Raw genomic sequence first — 14,255 nt, forward strand, 5'->3', positions numbered from 1 at the left:
GCTTCCCACGCACGAGCGGTATTCCGACACCGGCACTCTGGATTCTCGTTTCACATGTAGGGCTCAGGGGGAATTGTGATCAACGCAATGAGTGCTTCCGTGTGGCCGCCGCGCGACCCGGGAGGAGGCGGGCGCCACGCCCGTACCCGGGCGGGCGTGGTCGAGTCGGCCGCGACGGCCCAGGTGGGATGGCCGGACCGGACACCGTCCGACCTGGCGGCCGACGTCCCGGAAACCCCAACGGACGTCCCCGACGTCCCCGACGAGGGGGCGGCGTCCGCCGACCGGATGGAGCGCGCCCTTCTCCAGGCCCGCGAGCTGATCGACTCGACGATGTCCCTGCACCGGGACCGCCCGGCGCGGGACGCCCTGGTGATACGGGCCGACGACGCGGAGGCCGGCGCCACCGTGGCCAGACTCCTCGGCCGCGCCCGGCACTCGATCTCCGCCTCGCTGCCCGGCGACGGCGAGCAGTCGCAGACGGTGTTCGCCGCCCTCACCGGCCGCCGCCCCGAGCCGACCGGGAGGACCGCCGGCCCGCTCGCGGCGGGCTCCTCCCGCGGCGCCGACCGGGTTGTCGTCCAGGCGTCGCGGCGGGCCCGCACGCCGGAGGCCGGCGGCGTGGTGGTGCGCCTGCTGTGCACACCGCGCGCGCTGAGCGCCGGCGTGCCCAGCGCCGCCGCGCTGCGGGCCGCCCGCTGCGAGATCCGGGTGGTGGACAGCGAGTTGCGCGAGGCGCTGATCGTCGACGGCCGGGTGGCGCTCATCCAGTCCGGCCCCGAGCACTCCGACAGCGCGGCGATCATCAAGGACACGGCGTCGGTGCGGGCGCTCGACCTGCTCTTCGCCGGATCCTGGGCCAACGCCCGCCCGCTCGCCGAGCATCTTCGGCTGAGCGAACGGCTGTTGCGCACCCCTTCCGCCCAGCGGGTGCTGGAGCGGCTGCGCGAGGGCCACACGGACGACGTCGCCGCCCGAGAGCTCCAGGTCTCGTTGCGCACGTACCGGCGCTACGTCGCCGCCGTGATGAAGGAACTGGGCGTCAGCTCCCGGTTCCAGGCCGGAGTGCGCGCGGTCGAGCTCGGGCTGCTCCCCCGCCGGGGGACGGTGGCCGGTGCCGGGCTGAGCGGAGTGGGGAGAGCGTGAACGAGGCCATCGGGTCGGGTCCGGCGGCGGACGGCGAGCTGCCCAGCGCGCATCCGCAGCCGCAGGAGTTCGGCGACGACGTCGAGGCGGCGCTGCTCGCCGCACGGCAGCTGATCGAGGCGACCGTCGCCAAGCACCGCCATCGCAAGGTCCAGGACTCCCTCATCACGGCCGTCGGCGCGGCGCGGGAGGACGTCATGGACGCCTCGCTGCGCCTGGTGGGCGCCGCCCGCCGGACGATAGACGTCGTACTCGCCGACGCCGAGTACGTCGATGTGGTGCGGGCTGCGGGCGCGCTGCTGGTCGCCGAGAAGCCCGCCGTCCGGGTGCGGCTGCTCTGCACCAAGGCCGTGCTCGACATGGGCCTGATCCACCGCTCCCTGCTGGCCCACCCGGCCACCGAGGTCAGGGTGGCGCGGGTGTCGATGCTCCAGGCGATGCTCGTCGACGACGAGGTCGCCATGGTCACCGCGCCCTCCGCCGTCGGCCGGCAGGTGTCGGTGATCAGGGCGGAGACGGTCATCAGCACGCTCGGCACGCTCTTCGAGGGGCTGTGGCGGCACGCGGTGGCGGTCGAGGACCGCGTCGACTTCGGCGACCGGAACCGGGCCAGGACCTCCCGCCGCATCCTGGAGTGCCTGCAGGCCGGCGTCACCGACGAGGTCGCGGCCCGTGAACTGTCGGTCTCCGTCCGGACGTACCGGCGGCACGTCGCGGAGATCATGACGCTGCTGGGTGCCAGCTCCCGCTTCCAGGCGGGAGTGCGCGCCGCCGAGCTCGGCCTGTTACCCGCCGCGTCCGCCGCGGGCCGCCGCCCGGTCGGCGCCGAGGCACCCGCCGCCCCCGGAGCTCCTGGAGCCTGACGGGTCGCCGGCCACCGTTCCGCACCTCCCCGGGTCTGCCCGGATCTGCCCTGGAGCCTTACCTGCCGCCGAAAAAGGCGCCGGGCGAGCGGAGTTGGCAGCTTCCTGAAGCTTGCTTGCCCGCCCGGGTCGCCGGCGGCTAGACAGGGCCGGGGGCGGGCCCACCGGGCCGGCCCCCGCTTCCGAGCGCGGCTACCAGGGGGAAGGTGCGGGAGAGATGAGCGCGGCGCCGATCGGTCTGGTGTTCCCGGGGCAGGGGACCCAGCGTGAGTCCATGGGAGAGCCCTGGCGGGAGAGCCCCGCCTGGCCCCTCGTCGACCAGGTCTCCGAGCACTCCTCGGTGGACGTCGAGGAGCTGTTGCTCCGCACCCCGGGTGAGCGGCTGCGCCGCACCGATCTCGCCCAACTGGCCGTCTACACGGTCTCACTGATGGCCTGGCGCGAGGCGGCGGACGCCGGTCTGCTGACGGGCGCGGTCGCCTGCGCCGGGCACAGCCTCGGCGAGTACACCGCGCTGACCGCCGCCGGCGTGCTGGACCTGCGGGACGGCGTCGCGCTGGTGACCGCCAGGGGGCGGGCCATGCGACAGGCCGCCGAGGACCGGCCCGGCACGATGGGCGTGCTGGTCAGGGCCGGGCTGCCGGAGGCGGAGAAGCTGGTCGCCGAGGCGGCGGCCGAAGGGCACGGGCTGTGGGTGGCCAACATCAACGGGCCCGGTCAGGTGGTGGTCTCCGGTGGTGAGGAGGCCGTCGGCTTCGCCGAGCGCCGGGCGCCGGACCTCGGCGCGAAGCTGATCCGGGTACCGGTGGGCGGCGCGTTCCACTCCCCGTTCATGGCGCCGGCCGCCGAGGAACTGCGCGCCGCCGTGGTGCGCGCCTCGTTCGGGCCCGGCCGGATGCCGGTGGTGGCCAACGTCGACGGACGGCCGTACGACGGCTCCGGCGACTGGCCGGAACTGGTCACGCGCCAGCTGGTCTCGCCGGTGCGGTGGGAGGAGAGCGTGCACACGCTCACCGGGCGGCTGGGCTGTCGGCGGCTCGTCGAGCTGGGCCCGGGCCGGACCCTGGCCGGCCTCGTCCGCCGGATCACCCCGGACGTCCCCGTCGACAGCTACGACGCGCCCGCTGCCCGTCCCTGAACCACCGCCTCACCACGGCTGTTTCCGCCCGGTTCCCGGGCGCGGCGAAGATGTCCCGGATCTGACGCGGCGAGTCCACGACAACGCCGGGAATTCCGTGCTCCCGCCGTCTCGGAAAGAGAGTGGCAGCTTGCTGACGGACGCCTTGCTGGCGCTTCCGGCCATCGCTTACAAATTTCTCGGAACTACCGGGAATTGCCGCTGAGGCAATCTGTGAAAGGTAAGGCGATGGCTGCCGAAACCCGCGAAGAGCGTCTTGAGGTCATCAAGGAGATTGTCTGCGACATTCTCGAGATCGAGGAGGACGAGGTCACCGAGACCAGCCTCTTCAAGGAGGACCACAGCGCCGACTCGCTCCGCGCGATCGAGATTCTCGCGGCCCTCGAGAAGGAGTTCGGCTGCGTCATCAACCAGTCCGAGCTGCCGCGCATGGTGAACCTCAAGGGCGTGTACGAGGTCGTGTCGGAGTCGGCCGGCTGGTGACGGTCCGGGCCGCCCGCGGGCGGCCGACCGGTCGGGACGGTGGACAGGGAGGGTTGGCATGTCGGCAGCGCACGGCGCTGGTTCAACGGTGGGCGGTCCTGAGCGGACCGGTCGGCACCGGGTGGTCCTCACCGGGCTCGGAGTGGTCTCCAGCATCGGTCTGGGTGTGAAGGAGTTCCTTCAGGGGCTGCGTGAGGGCCGCAGCGGGGCCAGGCCCATCTCGGTGTTCGACACCGAGGGTTTCGCCCACGCGAACGGCTGCGAGATCTCGGACTTCGAGCCGCACGAGTGGATACGCACGCTTGATCCCGAACAGCTCGGCCGCGCCACGCAGTTCTCGGTGGCGGCCGCCCGGATGGCGCTCGCCGATGCCGGGCTCGACGCGACCGCCCTGCGCGACCGCCGAGGTCTGATTTCGGTGGGCACCACGGACGGCGAGTCCTACGACCTCGATCAGCTCGTCGCCACCGAACTCGCCGAAGGCCCCGAGCGGTTCGACCCGCTCGCGGCCAGGAGGGTGCCGGCGGCCCGACTGTCGGTCGCCGTGGCCCAGGAGCTGGAGCTCGCCGACGTCGAGGCCGTCACCGTCCCGACCGCCTGCGCCGCCGGCAACTACGCCATCGGCTACGGCTTCGACGCCGTCCGCTCCGGCGAGGCGGAGTACGCGTTCTGCGGCGGCGCCGACGCGATGTGCCGCAAGACGTTCACCGGCTTCTACCGCCTCGGCACGATCGCCCCGGACCGCTGCCAGCCCTTCGACGTGGACCGCAAGGGCATCCTGACCGGCGAGGGCGCCGGCGTGCTGGTCCTGGAGCGGCTGGAGTCGGCGCTGGAGCGCGGCGCGCACATCTACGCCGAGGTGCTGGGTTACGGCCTCAACTGCGACGCCCACCACCAGGTGGCGCCCAACCAGGCCAGCGTCGCCCGCTGCATGGAGCTCGCGTTGGACAACGCCGGCGTCTCCCGCGAGCAGGTCGACCTGATCTCCGCGCACGGCACGGGCACCAGGGCCAACGACATCACCGAGGCCGGGGCGATCCGGCAGGTCTTCGGGGACCGCCCGCCGCGCACGGTCTCGATGAAGTCGATGCTCGGCCACAGCATGGGCGCGGCCAGCGCGCTGGCCGCGATCGGCTGCGCCCTCGCCATCGACAACCGGTTCATCCCGCCGACGATCAACCACCAGACCACCGACCCGGAGTGCGACGTCGACTGCGTCCCGAACGAGGCCGTCGAGGCCGACTTGCGGGTCGTCCAGAACAACGGCCTCGCCTTCGGTGGGAACAACGCCGCCGTGCTGCTGGGGCTCTACGAGCCCGAGGGCGCCCCCGAGGAGGAAGCATGACAAGCCGTCCCATCACCGGGATGGGCGTGGTCACCAGCGTCGGGCGAGGCGTGCGGCCGCTGTTCGACGCCCTGTGTGAGGGCCGTACCGGCCGGGCGGAGCTGCGCGGCTTCGACCGCAGCAGGTTCCGCGCCCAGCACGCCTACGAGGTGGACGACCGCCCCGCCGAGGGAGTCGACGTACCCGCCCGCGCCACCGCGCTGCTCGTCGACGCGATAGGCCAGGCCACCGCCGACGCCGGTCTCGGCGAGGACCTGAGCGGCGTCCCCGTCCTCATCGGCACCGGTCTGCGCGAGCTGCGCTCCATGGAGCTGTGGTGGCGGGAAGGCGGCGAGTTCCGCGACGCCGGGCTGCACTTCGGCACGGCGCTGCGGGAGCGGTTCAACGCCGACGTGACGCACACCTTCTCCAACGCCTGCTCCGCCTCGCTCTACGCCCTCGCGCTCGGCTGCGACCTGCTGGCCCAGGAGGGGCCGGGCGCCCCCGAGGCCGTCGTGGTCGCCGGCGTCGACGTGCTCACGGAGAGCATGTACGGCCTGCTGGAGCGGGTCCATCCGACGCCGCCCGACCGGGTCCGCCCGTTCGACCGGGACCGCACCGGCGTACTGATGGGCGACGGCGCCGCCGCCATCGTGCTGCACCGAGAGGCGGGCGACCGCCGGGTGCACGCGACGCTGCGCGGCGTCGCGGTGAACTGCGACGCCTACCACGTCACCGCGCCCTCCCCGGAGGGCATAGCCAAGGCGATGCGGCAGGCGTACGACCTCGCCGGCGTCAAGCCGGGTGACATCGACCTGGTCATGCTGCACGGCACGGGCACGCTGCTCAACGACGAGGCGGAGGCTGTCGCCATGGCCGACGCCCTCGGCGACAACGTCGGCGGCCCGCTGATGACGGCCGTCAAGTCGATGACGGGTCACACCTCGGGAGCCTCCGGGATGGTCGGGCTCACCATGGGCGTCACCTCGCTGGCAGACGGCCGGGTGCCGCCGACGGTCGGCCTGGACAACCCGGTCGACGAGGCGGCGGACTTCCGCCTGGTCACAGGCGAGGCGGCCGAAGCACGGATGACCACCGCCCAGTTGAACGCGTTCGGTTTCGGCGGCATCAACGCCGTCGCGATAGTGGAGGCGGCGGCATGAGCGTCGACGTCGTGGTGAGCGGCCTGGCCGTACTCGTGCCGGGAGCCGACTCCGCCAAGGCCCTGTCCGCCGGCCCGCCCGAGGGCGCGGAGCCCGTCGAACCGGCCGCGCTGGTGGGCCGAAAGGGGCTGCGCTACAAGGACCGCGCCACCCAGCTCGGCTACTGCCTCACGGCCGCCGCGCTGCGCGACGCGGAGCTGCTGGACGAGGAGGACACCGCCGTCGACGGCGACGCCGTCGGCGTGGTCGTCAGCTCCAACTACGGCAACCTCGACACGGTCGCCCGCGCCCTGGACACCCTGCGCGAGGGCACGGTCAGCGCCACCAGCCCGATGGACCTGCCGAACGCGTCGAGCAACGTCGTCGCCTCCTCCGCCGCCATCCGGTACGGCCTGCGCGGCCCCAACCTGATGGTGTGCAACGGCGCCACGTCCGGGCTGGACGCGGTGCACTGGGCACTCACGCTGATATCCGCCGGTCGGGTGCCCCGGGTACTGGTGATCGGCGTCGAGCCGGACAACAACGTCGTCCGGCGGCTGCTGGAGCCCGACGGCGTCAGCCGTGCCGTCGACGGCGGCGCCGCGCTGCTGCTGGAGAGTGCCGACGCCGCCCGAGCGCGCGGCGTCCGTGTCCGTGCCCGCCTCGGTGCCTACGTGCGCACCGCCGGGCTGGAGCCGCTGATCGAGCGGCTGGCCGCCGGCGGCGCCCCCGCCCCGGTCCGCTGGCAGCTGCCGGAGGGAGCCGCCGCACCGTCCGCCGAGCTGCTGCCGGGCGCGGCCCGCGCCGTGCTGCCGCCCCACCTCGGCCGGGCGTCCGGCGCACTGGGGGTCCTCCAGATCGCCGCCGCGATCGGCTGGTACGAGGACGGCGGCAGCGGTCCCGTCTGGGCCGTCTGCGGCACTGACGCCGACGACGCCTGCGCCGGCCTGACGCTGCGGGAGCCGGAGAACACCTGATGTCCGCACCGGAGTCGACGATCAGCCTGCGCCGCGCCGCCGCCCCGGGCGCGCCCCGGATGATGCTGCTGCACGGCCTCGCCGAGAACGAGAGCGTGTGGGACGCCTGCCTGGCCTCGCTGCCCGCGAGCCACGAGATCTGGTCCGCGAGCCTGCCGTGGAGCGCCGAGGGCGTCACCGACTGGGGCGTGGACGTCGATCTCACCGAGCGGCTGCGGGAGGCGCTGGAGGCGGTCCCCGGCGCGGTGGACGTCGTCGTCGCGCACTCCATGTCGGCGAACGTGCTGCTCGATCTGCTCGACCGCGACGGCCGGGCGGACGGCGACCTCCTGACCCGCCTCGGCCTACGGGCCCTGGTCCTGGTGTCGCCGTTCTACCGGCGGTCGGCCGAGGAGTTCGACTGGCAGACGATCAGCTACTACCTGAACGACTTCCACCTGATCATGGAAGAAGGGCTGCGGGTCCACTCCGGCGGCCGACTCCCCGCCGACCTCCAGGCAGCCATGGCCGAGCGCGTGCGGGACCGCGTCGGCCCCCACGGATGGCTCAGGTTCTTCGAACTCTACTTGCGCACACCGCTGCTGCGGACGTCCGCGATCACCACCCGGGCGCTGGTACTGGGCGGTGAACACGACTTCGCGGCGCCGCCCGGCGAGGCCCGGACGCTGGCAGCCGCCCTGCCGGACGCCGACGTCCACGTCCTCGCCGACAGCGGACACTTCCCGATGATCGAGGCGGCGGACCGCTTCGCCGCCCGCGTCACCGCCTTCGTCGGCTCCCTGGGCAGCCCGGACCCGACCGGCCCGGCCGACCAGCCCCGGGCCCACCGACCAGCCGGCACCACCGGATCCACCGAACCATCCGGCACGGGCACCGCACATCGCGCCCCCGTCCCCGTCACCGCACTGGAGCATCGTCGATGACCGCAGCAAGCACCGTCGTCACCGAGGCCGCCGTCAAGGCGCTCCTCAACGAGCAGACCACCGTCCGGGTCAGGCCCCGCTACGAGGGCTCCAACATCTGCACCTGGATCGGCTTCAAGCACGTCAACTACATGGTCGAGGAAGCCGTGCTCGACCACTTCCGCCAGGTCGGCATGCCGGCCCGCGCCCTCTACGAGGAGCACGGCCTGGGCCTGGACATCGTCGCCCTGGACACCCGCATCCTGCACGCCTTCCACATGGACGACCTCGCCGAGGCCGTCGTCGCACCGGACACCAAGGCCGCCAAGGCCGCCAAGGCCGCCAAGGCCGGCAAGGCGGGCAAGGGCGGGAAGGGAGACGACAACACCGTCGCCCTCCGGGTCACGATCAACGTCGAGCGGGACGGCGTGGTCCACAAGGCCGTCACCGCCAAGGTCCGCGTCTCCCTGCGGATCGACACCTACCTCGACTCCGCCGGCGAGGTGCCGGCCGAGCTCGCGCGCTTCGCGGTCGCCCGCCTCGGCGAGCAGCGGGAGGCCGAGCCCCGCCTGCCGTTCGACACCGAGGACGGCATCCTCGACCAGCTGCTGGAGGGCAAGAACGCCTACGGCTGGACGTGGCACATCCCCTACCCCTACTGCCACTTCACCGAGCGCCTCCAGATGTCCGGCTACCTGCGGTTGATGGAGGAGGGCAAGGACCGCTTCGTCGCCGACCGCGGCATCTCCATCAAGACGCTGCTCGACGACCGCCGTTGGATCCCGGTCGTGCCGCGCTCGGAGATCACCATCCTCGACGAGGCGATGATGGAGGAGGACCTCTACATCACCTACGAGGTCGAGGAGGTCTTCAAGGACTTCACCTACACCTCCCGGATGAACTTCTACGTCATCCGCGACGGCGAGCTGCTGCGCACCGCCACCGGCACCATCGTGCACGGCTACGCGGTCATCAGGAACCGCCGCGACTGGAGCCTGGAGAACTTCGACCAGCGCGTGCTGGACGCCGTCAACGGCGACGGCATCAAGGGCGCGGCACCGAGGCACTGGTGAACGCCGCCCCGGGAGCGGACAGCGGCGTCGCCGGCACGGCGGACGACCGGCCGCCGCAGGTCGTGCTGATCGAGAGCCAGGGCTGGTGCGCCCCGGTGGACGCCGGTCTGCGCCGCGACGCGGTGGCGCAGGCCAGGGCCGGCCGCGCGGTGCTGATGTACCTGATCGAGGACGCCTGCGTGCTGGCCCGCCCCGGATCGGACGCCGCGCTCGACGAACTCCGGCAGGCCGGCGGTCGGCTGCTCGTCGACCGCTTCTCCCTGGAGCAGCGCGGACTGGCCGGGATACCGCTCGCCCCCGGGGCGCGCGTCGCCGACATGGACGAGCTGGCCGAGCTTGTCGTGCGGCCCGACATACAGGTGGTGTGGCACTGAGATGGCGAGGAAGATCCCGCACAGCGACGTGCTGGTGACCCTCATGGGCGCACCGCACGAGTCGGACCGTACGACAAGCGCGCTGCGGCTGGTCCAGGCGCTGCTGGAGCGCGGCAACTCGGTGGCGGTGTGGACGTGCGGCTACGCCACGCTGCTCACCCAGCGCTCGCTCGGCACCGAGAAGCCGCGCAACCTGGCGGACTGGAACACCGCCTACCCGTCCACCACGGGGTTGGTCCAGGACCTGCTCGACACGTTCCCCGAGCGGCTTCGCTGGTACGGCTGCCGCTTCTGCAGCGACGACCGCGGCGCGGACGACCACCTGCCGTCCGTGGTGCTGCGCCCGCCGGCCGGCTACGCGGCGAACTTCGCCGCCGCCGACCGCACGCTGATGGTGGGGGTCCTCTGATGGCACGTGCCCTGGCCCTCGTCGAGAAGGCCTACCGCGGAGCGCTGGAGAAGCAGTTCTTCGACTCGCTCTACCTCGCCACCGAACTGCACCGACAGCTCGGCGGGCTGGACATCCTGCTGCGCGGCAGGGCCGTCACCTACGGCATCGAGGCGCCGCCCGTCCCCGCACTCCGGATGGGCAGCCGGACGCTCGACACGCTCAGCGACCCCCGGCGGGATCTGCGGGCGCTGATCGCGGCGGGCGTGGGCGTCTGGGCCGAGCGCGACGCCCTCGCCGCCCACGGCCTCCAGGAGGCCCCGCTGCTGGACGGCGTACGGACGGTCGCCGACGGCGAGACGGCCGCCCGCTGGCCCGAGTACCGAATGGTCTTCTACCTGTGAACGGAAGGGAATCGTGGCGCCCATGAGCACCACCACAACGGCCCCGGCCCCGGCCGCCGACACCCGGGGGGCCACCGGCCACCCGGTCATCACCGCCTGGTCCGCCGTGTCGCCGTTCGGCATCGGTCGTGACGCCTTCCGCGCCGGGCTGCGGGAACGCCGCCGCACGGCCGACCGCCCCGAGCCGGTCGGCCCGGAGAGCCCGGAGAGCCCGGAGAGCCCGGAGAGCCCGGCCGGACCGGACGGCAGGGCATGCACCGTCCCGTCGTTCGACGTGCGCGCGGCCCTGGGCCGCAAGGGCACCCGCTCGATGGACAGGGTGACCGGCCTCGCCGTCACCACCGTCGGCGCCCTGCTGGACGACACCGAGCGCAACCGGGCCGTCGGCACGGGCGAGGGCGCCGCCCTCGCGCTCGGCACGACCACCGGCAGCGCGCAGAGCATGATGGACTTCACCCGGGACTCGCTCACCGGCGAGCAGCCGTTCTTCGTCGATCCGGCGCGCTTCCCGAACACGGTGATGAACTGCGCCGCGGGCCAGAGCGCCATCTGGTACCAGCTCAAGGGCCCCAACACCACGATCGCCGGGGGGCGTACGGCCGGCCTGCACGCGCTGAACTACTCACGTCGGCTGCTGGCCGCCGGTCGTGCGCAGACAGTGCTCTGCGGTGCCGCCGAGGAGTACTCGACGGCCCGGGCGTGGCTTGAGCACCACTCGGGGGCCGGGGCCGCCGCCGGCGGCGCACCGCTCGGCGAGGGCTGCGCGATGCTGCTCGTCGAGCCGTCGGCCGCGCCCGGCGCCGCGGCCGGACAACCGGTGCTCGCCGAGGTGCTGGCCGTGGAGTTGGGCGTGGTGATCGGCGACGACGTACGGACCGCGCTGACGGCCTGCCTGGAGCGGGCGTTCCGCCGGGCGGGCGTCGCCGCCGACCAGGTCGCGGTGGTGGCCCGCTGCGAGGCGCCGGGCGCGGAGGGCGCCGGGGAGTCCGCCGCCGTCGCCGCGCTGCTCGACGGCGTCCACGCGACGGACCTCGAGCTGACCGAGCTGGTCGGCGACACCGGTGCCGCCTCCGCCGGCCTCCAGGTCGCCGGACTGCTGGCCTGGGCGGAGGACAACCCGCCCGAGGCCAACCCGCCCGAGGCCAACCCGCCCGAGACCAACCCGTCCGAGGCCGCACGCGTCGGCCTGGTGACCAGCGTCGACCGCAGCGGCGGCGTGGGCTGCGCCCTGCTCCGGCTCCGCTGAGCCCCGCTCATCCGCCGAACACCCGGCCCCACCCGATCCCGACCACGACACCGCAACAGAGAGGTACCACGATGCTGGACAAGGAAGAGCTGCGCGAGATAGTCGCCGGTGTGCTGGACGTCGACACGGCCGACGTGACGGACGACGCCAAGTTCGTCGACGACCTCGAGGTCGACTCCCTCATGGCCCTTGAGGTTGTTGTCGTCCTGGAGAAGAAGTACGGCATCAAGCTGCCGGAGTCCGAGCTGAAGCGGATCGTCGACCTCCAGAGCGCGTACGACCTGCTGGCCGGAAAGATGCAGGCGGCCTGATGACCGCCCCGACGGTGACCGACGTCGTCGGGCGGGCGGTGAGCCCGGTCGACGGCCCGGTCCGGGTGCTGCCGGCGGAGCCGGGCGACGGCTCCCTCACCATGCGCGTGGCCTTCACCGTCGCACCAGAGGAGACGGTGTTGCCCGGCCACTATCCGGGCTTCCCGATCTTCCCCGGTGTGTGTCTGGTGGAGGTCGTCCACCTTGGCGCGCTGGCCACGGCCGGCTCACTGCCCGCGGCGGACGCCCCGGCCGACGGCCGGCTGGAGTTGCGGCAGATCGAGTCAACCCGCTTCACCGGACCGGTCTTCCCCGGCGACTCGCTGACGGCGGTGCTCGACTGGAAGCGCGACGAGTCCGGATGGCGCTGCCGGGCCAAGGTGCGCTCGCAGCGCGGCGACGCCGCCTCCGTCCGCCTCCGCTTCGCGGCACCGGCCGCCGATCCGGACCCGGCGCCCGATCCGGCGCCCGCCTCCGCGCCGACCGAGCAGCCGACGGACCCGCCGTCGGCGGTCGTGGCGGACCAGGCGGAGATCCGCGGTCGGCTGCCGCACCGCTTCCCGATGCTGCTGGTCGACCGGGTGCTGTCCGTGGAGCCGGAACGCTCCCTGGTCGCCAACAAGGCGGTCAGCTGCAACGAGCCCTGGTACGCCGCCGGTCCGACCGGCCACGGGGACACGGCGTCGGCCGCCGCCGCGTTCGGCTACCCCGGCACGCTGCTGGTGGAGTCCTGGTGCCAGTCCGCCGGTGTGCTGGCCACCTGGGAGTCGCCCAACCCCGACGTGCTGGAGGGGGACGTGATGCTCTTCGGCGGGATGAGCGGCGTCGAGTTCCACCACCCGGTGCTGCCCGGCCAGGTGCTCGAGCACCGGGTGCGGCAGGAGCGCCGGGTCGGCGAGACCGTGATGTTCGAGGGCGAGTCGCTGGTGGACGGCCGGACGGTGATGACCGTCGGTCGGATCACCATGGCGTTCCGACCCGCCCGTGTACTGCGACCCGAGACGAGCTGACGAGGTCATGGAAGCGCTCAAGGAAGAGGACAACAGGCGGGTGGCGATCGTCACCGGCGGTTCGCGCGGCATCGGACGGGCGACCGTCCTGGCCCTCGCCAGGGACGGCTTCGACGTCGCGTTCTGCTACCGCGCGAACAGCGAGGCCGCCGAGCTGCTGGTGAAGGAGGCCGGCGCCCACGGCGGCCGGGTGCTCGCCCGGCGGGTCGACGTCGCCGACGGTGGCGCGGTACGTGGCTTCGTCGCCGAGGTGGAGGCCGAGCTGGGCCCGGTGGACGCGGCGGTCACCGCCGCCGGCATCACCAGGGACAACCCGCTGGTCCTGATGGAGGACGAGCAGTGGCACCAGGTGCTCGACACCAACCTGGACGGCGTCTACCACCTGTGCCGCGCCGTGGTGTTCGAGATGATGAAGCGTCGCTCCGGGGTGATCGTCAACATCTCCTCGGTGGCCGGTGTGTACGGGCACGCCACCCAGACGAACTACTCGGCGTCGAAGGCCGCGATCATCGGCTTCTCCCGCTCGCTGGCGAAGGAGGTCGGCCGGTCCGGCATCCGGGTGAACACGGTCGCGCCCGGCTTCGTCGACACCGACATGGTCGCGGAGATGAACGACAAGGCCCGCAAGGAGGCCACGAAGTCGATCCCGCTGCGCCGCATGGGGACGGCGGACGAGGTCGCCGACCTCGTCTCCTTCCTGGTCTCCGACCGCGCCGCCTACATCACGGGCGCGGTGCTCCAGATCGACGGCGGAATCACCATCTGACGGGCGGGCGTCCGGCGGGCGGCAGGACAGCGCCCGCCGGGCACGTCCGGGACGGCACAGACTGACATTTGGAGGCGGTGATGGCCCGCAGACGGCCTCGCTGGTACTTCTCGTTCCGCAGCCCCTACTCGTGGATGGCCTACCGGGACCTCACGGACGTCCACAAGGACGTCGCCGACCGCGTCGACTGGCTGCCCTTCTGGGAGCCGGACGAGGCGGCCGCCCGCGAACTCGCCTCGGGCGGCGTCGAGTTGCCGTACGTGCCGATGTCGCGGGAGAAGCACCTGTACATCCTGCAGGACGTCCGCCGACTGGCCCGCGAGCGCGGCCTGTCACTGGTGTGGCCGGTGGACCGCGAACCCCGCTGGGAGGTCTCCCACCTGGCCTACCTCGTCGCCGAGGAACTGGGCGCCGGGCGGGAGTTCGTCGACCACGTCTACCGGGCGCGCTGGGAGCTGGGCGAGGACATCTCCGACCCGGAGGTCATGGCCCGGATCGGTGACCGGCTGGGGCTCGACCGGCAGCGGCTGGCGGGCGCCTGCGACGATCCGGACGTCCGGGCGCGCGGCATGGAGGCGCTGAACTCCCTCTACCGCGACGGCGTCTTCGGGGTGCCGTTCTTCATCGACGGCTACGAGAAGTTCTGGGGCGTGGACCGGCTGCCCGGCTTTGTGGCCGCCGTCCGCTCCCGCCCCGCCTGACCAGCCC

The 14,255-nt window shown here is 72.9% G+C and carries 17 protein-coding genes; all 17 read left to right on the forward strand.

What is annotated here, in order from left to right:
• Positions 1–87 precede the first annotated feature (87 nt).
• The 17 genes from FNX44_RS00980 to FNX44_RS01065 all read left to right on the forward strand — a co-directional run bounded on the left by FNX44_RS00980 (position 88) and on the right by FNX44_RS01065 (position 14,248).
• Positions 88–1,146 carry a helix-turn-helix transcriptional regulator gene (locus FNX44_RS00980; protein ID WP_228449503.1) on the forward strand — a complete coding sequence of 353 codons (1,059 nt, stop codon included), beginning with the start codon at positions 88–90 and terminating at the stop codon, positions 1,144–1,146.
• Positions 1,143–2,009 (forward strand): transcriptional regulator, encoded by an 867-nt coding sequence (locus tag FNX44_RS00985; RefSeq protein ID WP_181353602.1) that lies wholly within the window; start codon positions 1,143–1,145, stop codon positions 2,007–2,009. Before FNX44_RS00980 ends, FNX44_RS00985 begins: the two co-directional genes overlap by 4 nt.
• Positions 2,010–2,226: 217 nt before the next feature.
• Positions 2,227–3,147, forward strand: a complete 921-nt coding sequence (locus FNX44_RS00990) for an ACP S-malonyltransferase (RefSeq protein WP_143645961.1) — start codon at positions 2,227–2,229, stop codon at positions 3,145–3,147.
• A gap of 228 nt (positions 3,148–3,375) precedes the next feature.
• On the forward strand, positions 3,376–3,630 hold the full coding sequence (locus FNX44_RS00995; protein WP_143645962.1) for an acyl carrier protein: 255 nt from the start codon (positions 3,376–3,378) through the stop codon (positions 3,628–3,630).
• Between the two features lie 58 nt (positions 3,631–3,688).
• Positions 3,689–4,975, forward strand: a complete 1,287-nt coding sequence (locus FNX44_RS01000) for a beta-ketoacyl-[acyl-carrier-protein] synthase family protein (protein WP_143645963.1) — start codon at positions 3,689–3,691, stop codon at positions 4,973–4,975.
• Complete coding sequence (locus FNX44_RS01005; protein ID WP_143645964.1) at positions 4,972–6,117, forward strand: beta-ketoacyl-[acyl-carrier-protein] synthase family protein; 1,146 nt, start codon at positions 4,972–4,974, stop codon at positions 6,115–6,117. Before FNX44_RS01000 ends, FNX44_RS01005 begins: the two co-directional genes overlap by 4 nt.
• Positions 6,114–7,073, forward strand: coding sequence for a beta-ketoacyl synthase N-terminal-like domain-containing protein (locus FNX44_RS01010; protein WP_143645965.1), 960 nt, complete (start codon positions 6,114–6,116; stop codon positions 7,071–7,073). Before FNX44_RS01005 ends, FNX44_RS01010 begins: the two co-directional genes overlap by 4 nt.
• Positions 7,073–7,996 (forward strand): alpha/beta fold hydrolase, encoded by a 924-nt coding sequence (locus FNX44_RS01015; protein WP_143645966.1) that lies wholly within the window; start codon positions 7,073–7,075, stop codon positions 7,994–7,996. The genes FNX44_RS01010 and FNX44_RS01015 overlap by 1 nt, the downstream gene beginning before the upstream one ends.
• Entirely contained in the window at positions 7,993–9,048 is a 1,056-nt protein-coding gene (locus FNX44_RS01020; protein ID WP_143645967.1) for an acyl-CoA thioesterase family protein, read from the forward strand. Before FNX44_RS01015 ends, FNX44_RS01020 begins: the two co-directional genes overlap by 4 nt.
• Positions 9,045–9,422, forward strand: coding sequence for a hypothetical protein (locus FNX44_RS01025; protein WP_143645968.1), 378 nt, complete (start codon positions 9,045–9,047; stop codon positions 9,420–9,422). Before FNX44_RS01020 ends, FNX44_RS01025 begins: the two co-directional genes overlap by 4 nt.
• Position 9,423: 1 nt before the next feature.
• Positions 9,424–9,831 (forward strand): hypothetical protein, encoded by a 408-nt coding sequence (locus tag FNX44_RS01030; protein WP_143645969.1) that lies wholly within the window; start codon positions 9,424–9,426, stop codon positions 9,829–9,831.
• Positions 9,831–10,214 carry a hypothetical protein gene (locus tag FNX44_RS01035; protein ID WP_143645970.1) on the forward strand — a complete coding sequence of 128 codons (384 nt, stop codon included), beginning with the start codon at positions 9,831–9,833 and terminating at the stop codon, positions 10,212–10,214. Before FNX44_RS01030 ends, FNX44_RS01035 begins: the two co-directional genes overlap by 1 nt.
• Positions 10,215–10,236: 22 nt before the next feature.
• Complete coding sequence (locus FNX44_RS01040) at positions 10,237–11,460, forward strand: beta-ketoacyl synthase N-terminal-like domain-containing protein (protein WP_143645971.1); 1,224 nt, start codon at positions 10,237–10,239, stop codon at positions 11,458–11,460.
• Between the two features lie 71 nt (positions 11,461–11,531).
• Positions 11,532–11,771, forward strand: coding sequence for an acyl carrier protein (locus FNX44_RS01045; RefSeq protein WP_143645972.1), 240 nt, complete (start codon positions 11,532–11,534; stop codon positions 11,769–11,771).
• Positions 11,771–12,781 carry a 3-hydroxyacyl-ACP dehydratase FabZ family protein gene (locus FNX44_RS28685; RefSeq protein WP_228449504.1) on the forward strand — a complete coding sequence of 337 codons (1,011 nt, stop codon included), beginning with the start codon at positions 11,771–11,773 and terminating at the stop codon, positions 12,779–12,781. Before FNX44_RS01045 ends, FNX44_RS28685 begins: the two co-directional genes overlap by 1 nt.
• Before the next feature lie 7 nt (positions 12,782–12,788).
• Positions 12,789–13,547 carry a 3-oxoacyl-[acyl-carrier-protein] reductase gene (gene fabG, locus FNX44_RS01060; RefSeq protein ID WP_143645973.1) on the forward strand — a complete coding sequence of 253 codons (759 nt, stop codon included), beginning with the start codon at positions 12,789–12,791 and terminating at the stop codon, positions 13,545–13,547.
• A gap of 80 nt (positions 13,548–13,627) precedes the next feature.
• Complete coding sequence (locus FNX44_RS01065; protein WP_143645974.1) at positions 13,628–14,248, forward strand: 2-hydroxychromene-2-carboxylate isomerase; 621 nt, start codon at positions 13,628–13,630, stop codon at positions 14,246–14,248.
• The last annotated feature ends 7 nt before the right edge of the window (positions 14,249–14,255 follow it).

It is taken from the genome of Streptomyces alkaliterrae (genome assembly GCF_007097205.2).
In the GTDB taxonomy this organism is placed as follows: domain Bacteria; phylum Actinomycetota; class Actinomycetes; order Streptomycetales; family Streptomycetaceae; genus Streptomyces; species Streptomyces alkaliterrae.

Coding starts and splice junctions, on each gene's coding strand:
- FNX44_RS00980 (WP_228449503.1), top strand. CDS start 88: ATGAGTGCTTCCGTGTGGCCGCCGCGCGACCCGGGAGGAGGCGGGCGC.
- FNX44_RS00990 (WP_143645961.1), top strand. CDS start 2,227: ATGAGCGCGGCGCCGATCGGTCTGGTGTTCCCGGGGCAGGGGACCCAG.
- FNX44_RS00995 (WP_143645962.1), top strand. CDS start 3,376: ATGGCTGCCGAAACCCGCGAAGAGCGTCTTGAGGTCATCAAGGAGATT.
- FNX44_RS01000 (WP_143645963.1), top strand. CDS start 3,689: ATGTCGGCAGCGCACGGCGCTGGTTCAACGGTGGGCGGTCCTGAGCGG.
- FNX44_RS01005 (WP_143645964.1), top strand. CDS start 4,972: ATGACAAGCCGTCCCATCACCGGGATGGGCGTGGTCACCAGCGTCGGG.
- FNX44_RS01010 (WP_143645965.1), top strand. CDS start 6,114: ATGAGCGTCGACGTCGTGGTGAGCGGCCTGGCCGTACTCGTGCCGGGA.
- FNX44_RS01015 (WP_143645966.1), top strand. CDS start 7,073: ATGTCCGCACCGGAGTCGACGATCAGCCTGCGCCGCGCCGCCGCCCCG.
- FNX44_RS01020 (WP_143645967.1), top strand. CDS start 7,993: ATGACCGCAGCAAGCACCGTCGTCACCGAGGCCGCCGTCAAGGCGCTC.
- FNX44_RS01030 (WP_143645969.1), top strand. CDS start 9,424: ATGGCGAGGAAGATCCCGCACAGCGACGTGCTGGTGACCCTCATGGGC.
- FNX44_RS01035 (WP_143645970.1), top strand. CDS start 9,831: ATGGCACGTGCCCTGGCCCTCGTCGAGAAGGCCTACCGCGGAGCGCTG.
- FNX44_RS01040 (WP_143645971.1), top strand. CDS start 10,237: ATGAGCACCACCACAACGGCCCCGGCCCCGGCCGCCGACACCCGGGGG.
- FNX44_RS01045 (WP_143645972.1), top strand. CDS start 11,532: ATGCTGGACAAGGAAGAGCTGCGCGAGATAGTCGCCGGTGTGCTGGAC.
- FNX44_RS28685 (WP_228449504.1), top strand. CDS start 11,771: ATGACCGCCCCGACGGTGACCGACGTCGTCGGGCGGGCGGTGAGCCCG.
- fabG (WP_143645973.1), top strand. CDS start 12,789: ATGGAAGCGCTCAAGGAAGAGGACAACAGGCGGGTGGCGATCGTCACC.
- FNX44_RS01065 (WP_143645974.1), top strand. CDS start 13,628: ATGGCCCGCAGACGGCCTCGCTGGTACTTCTCGTTCCGCAGCCCCTAC.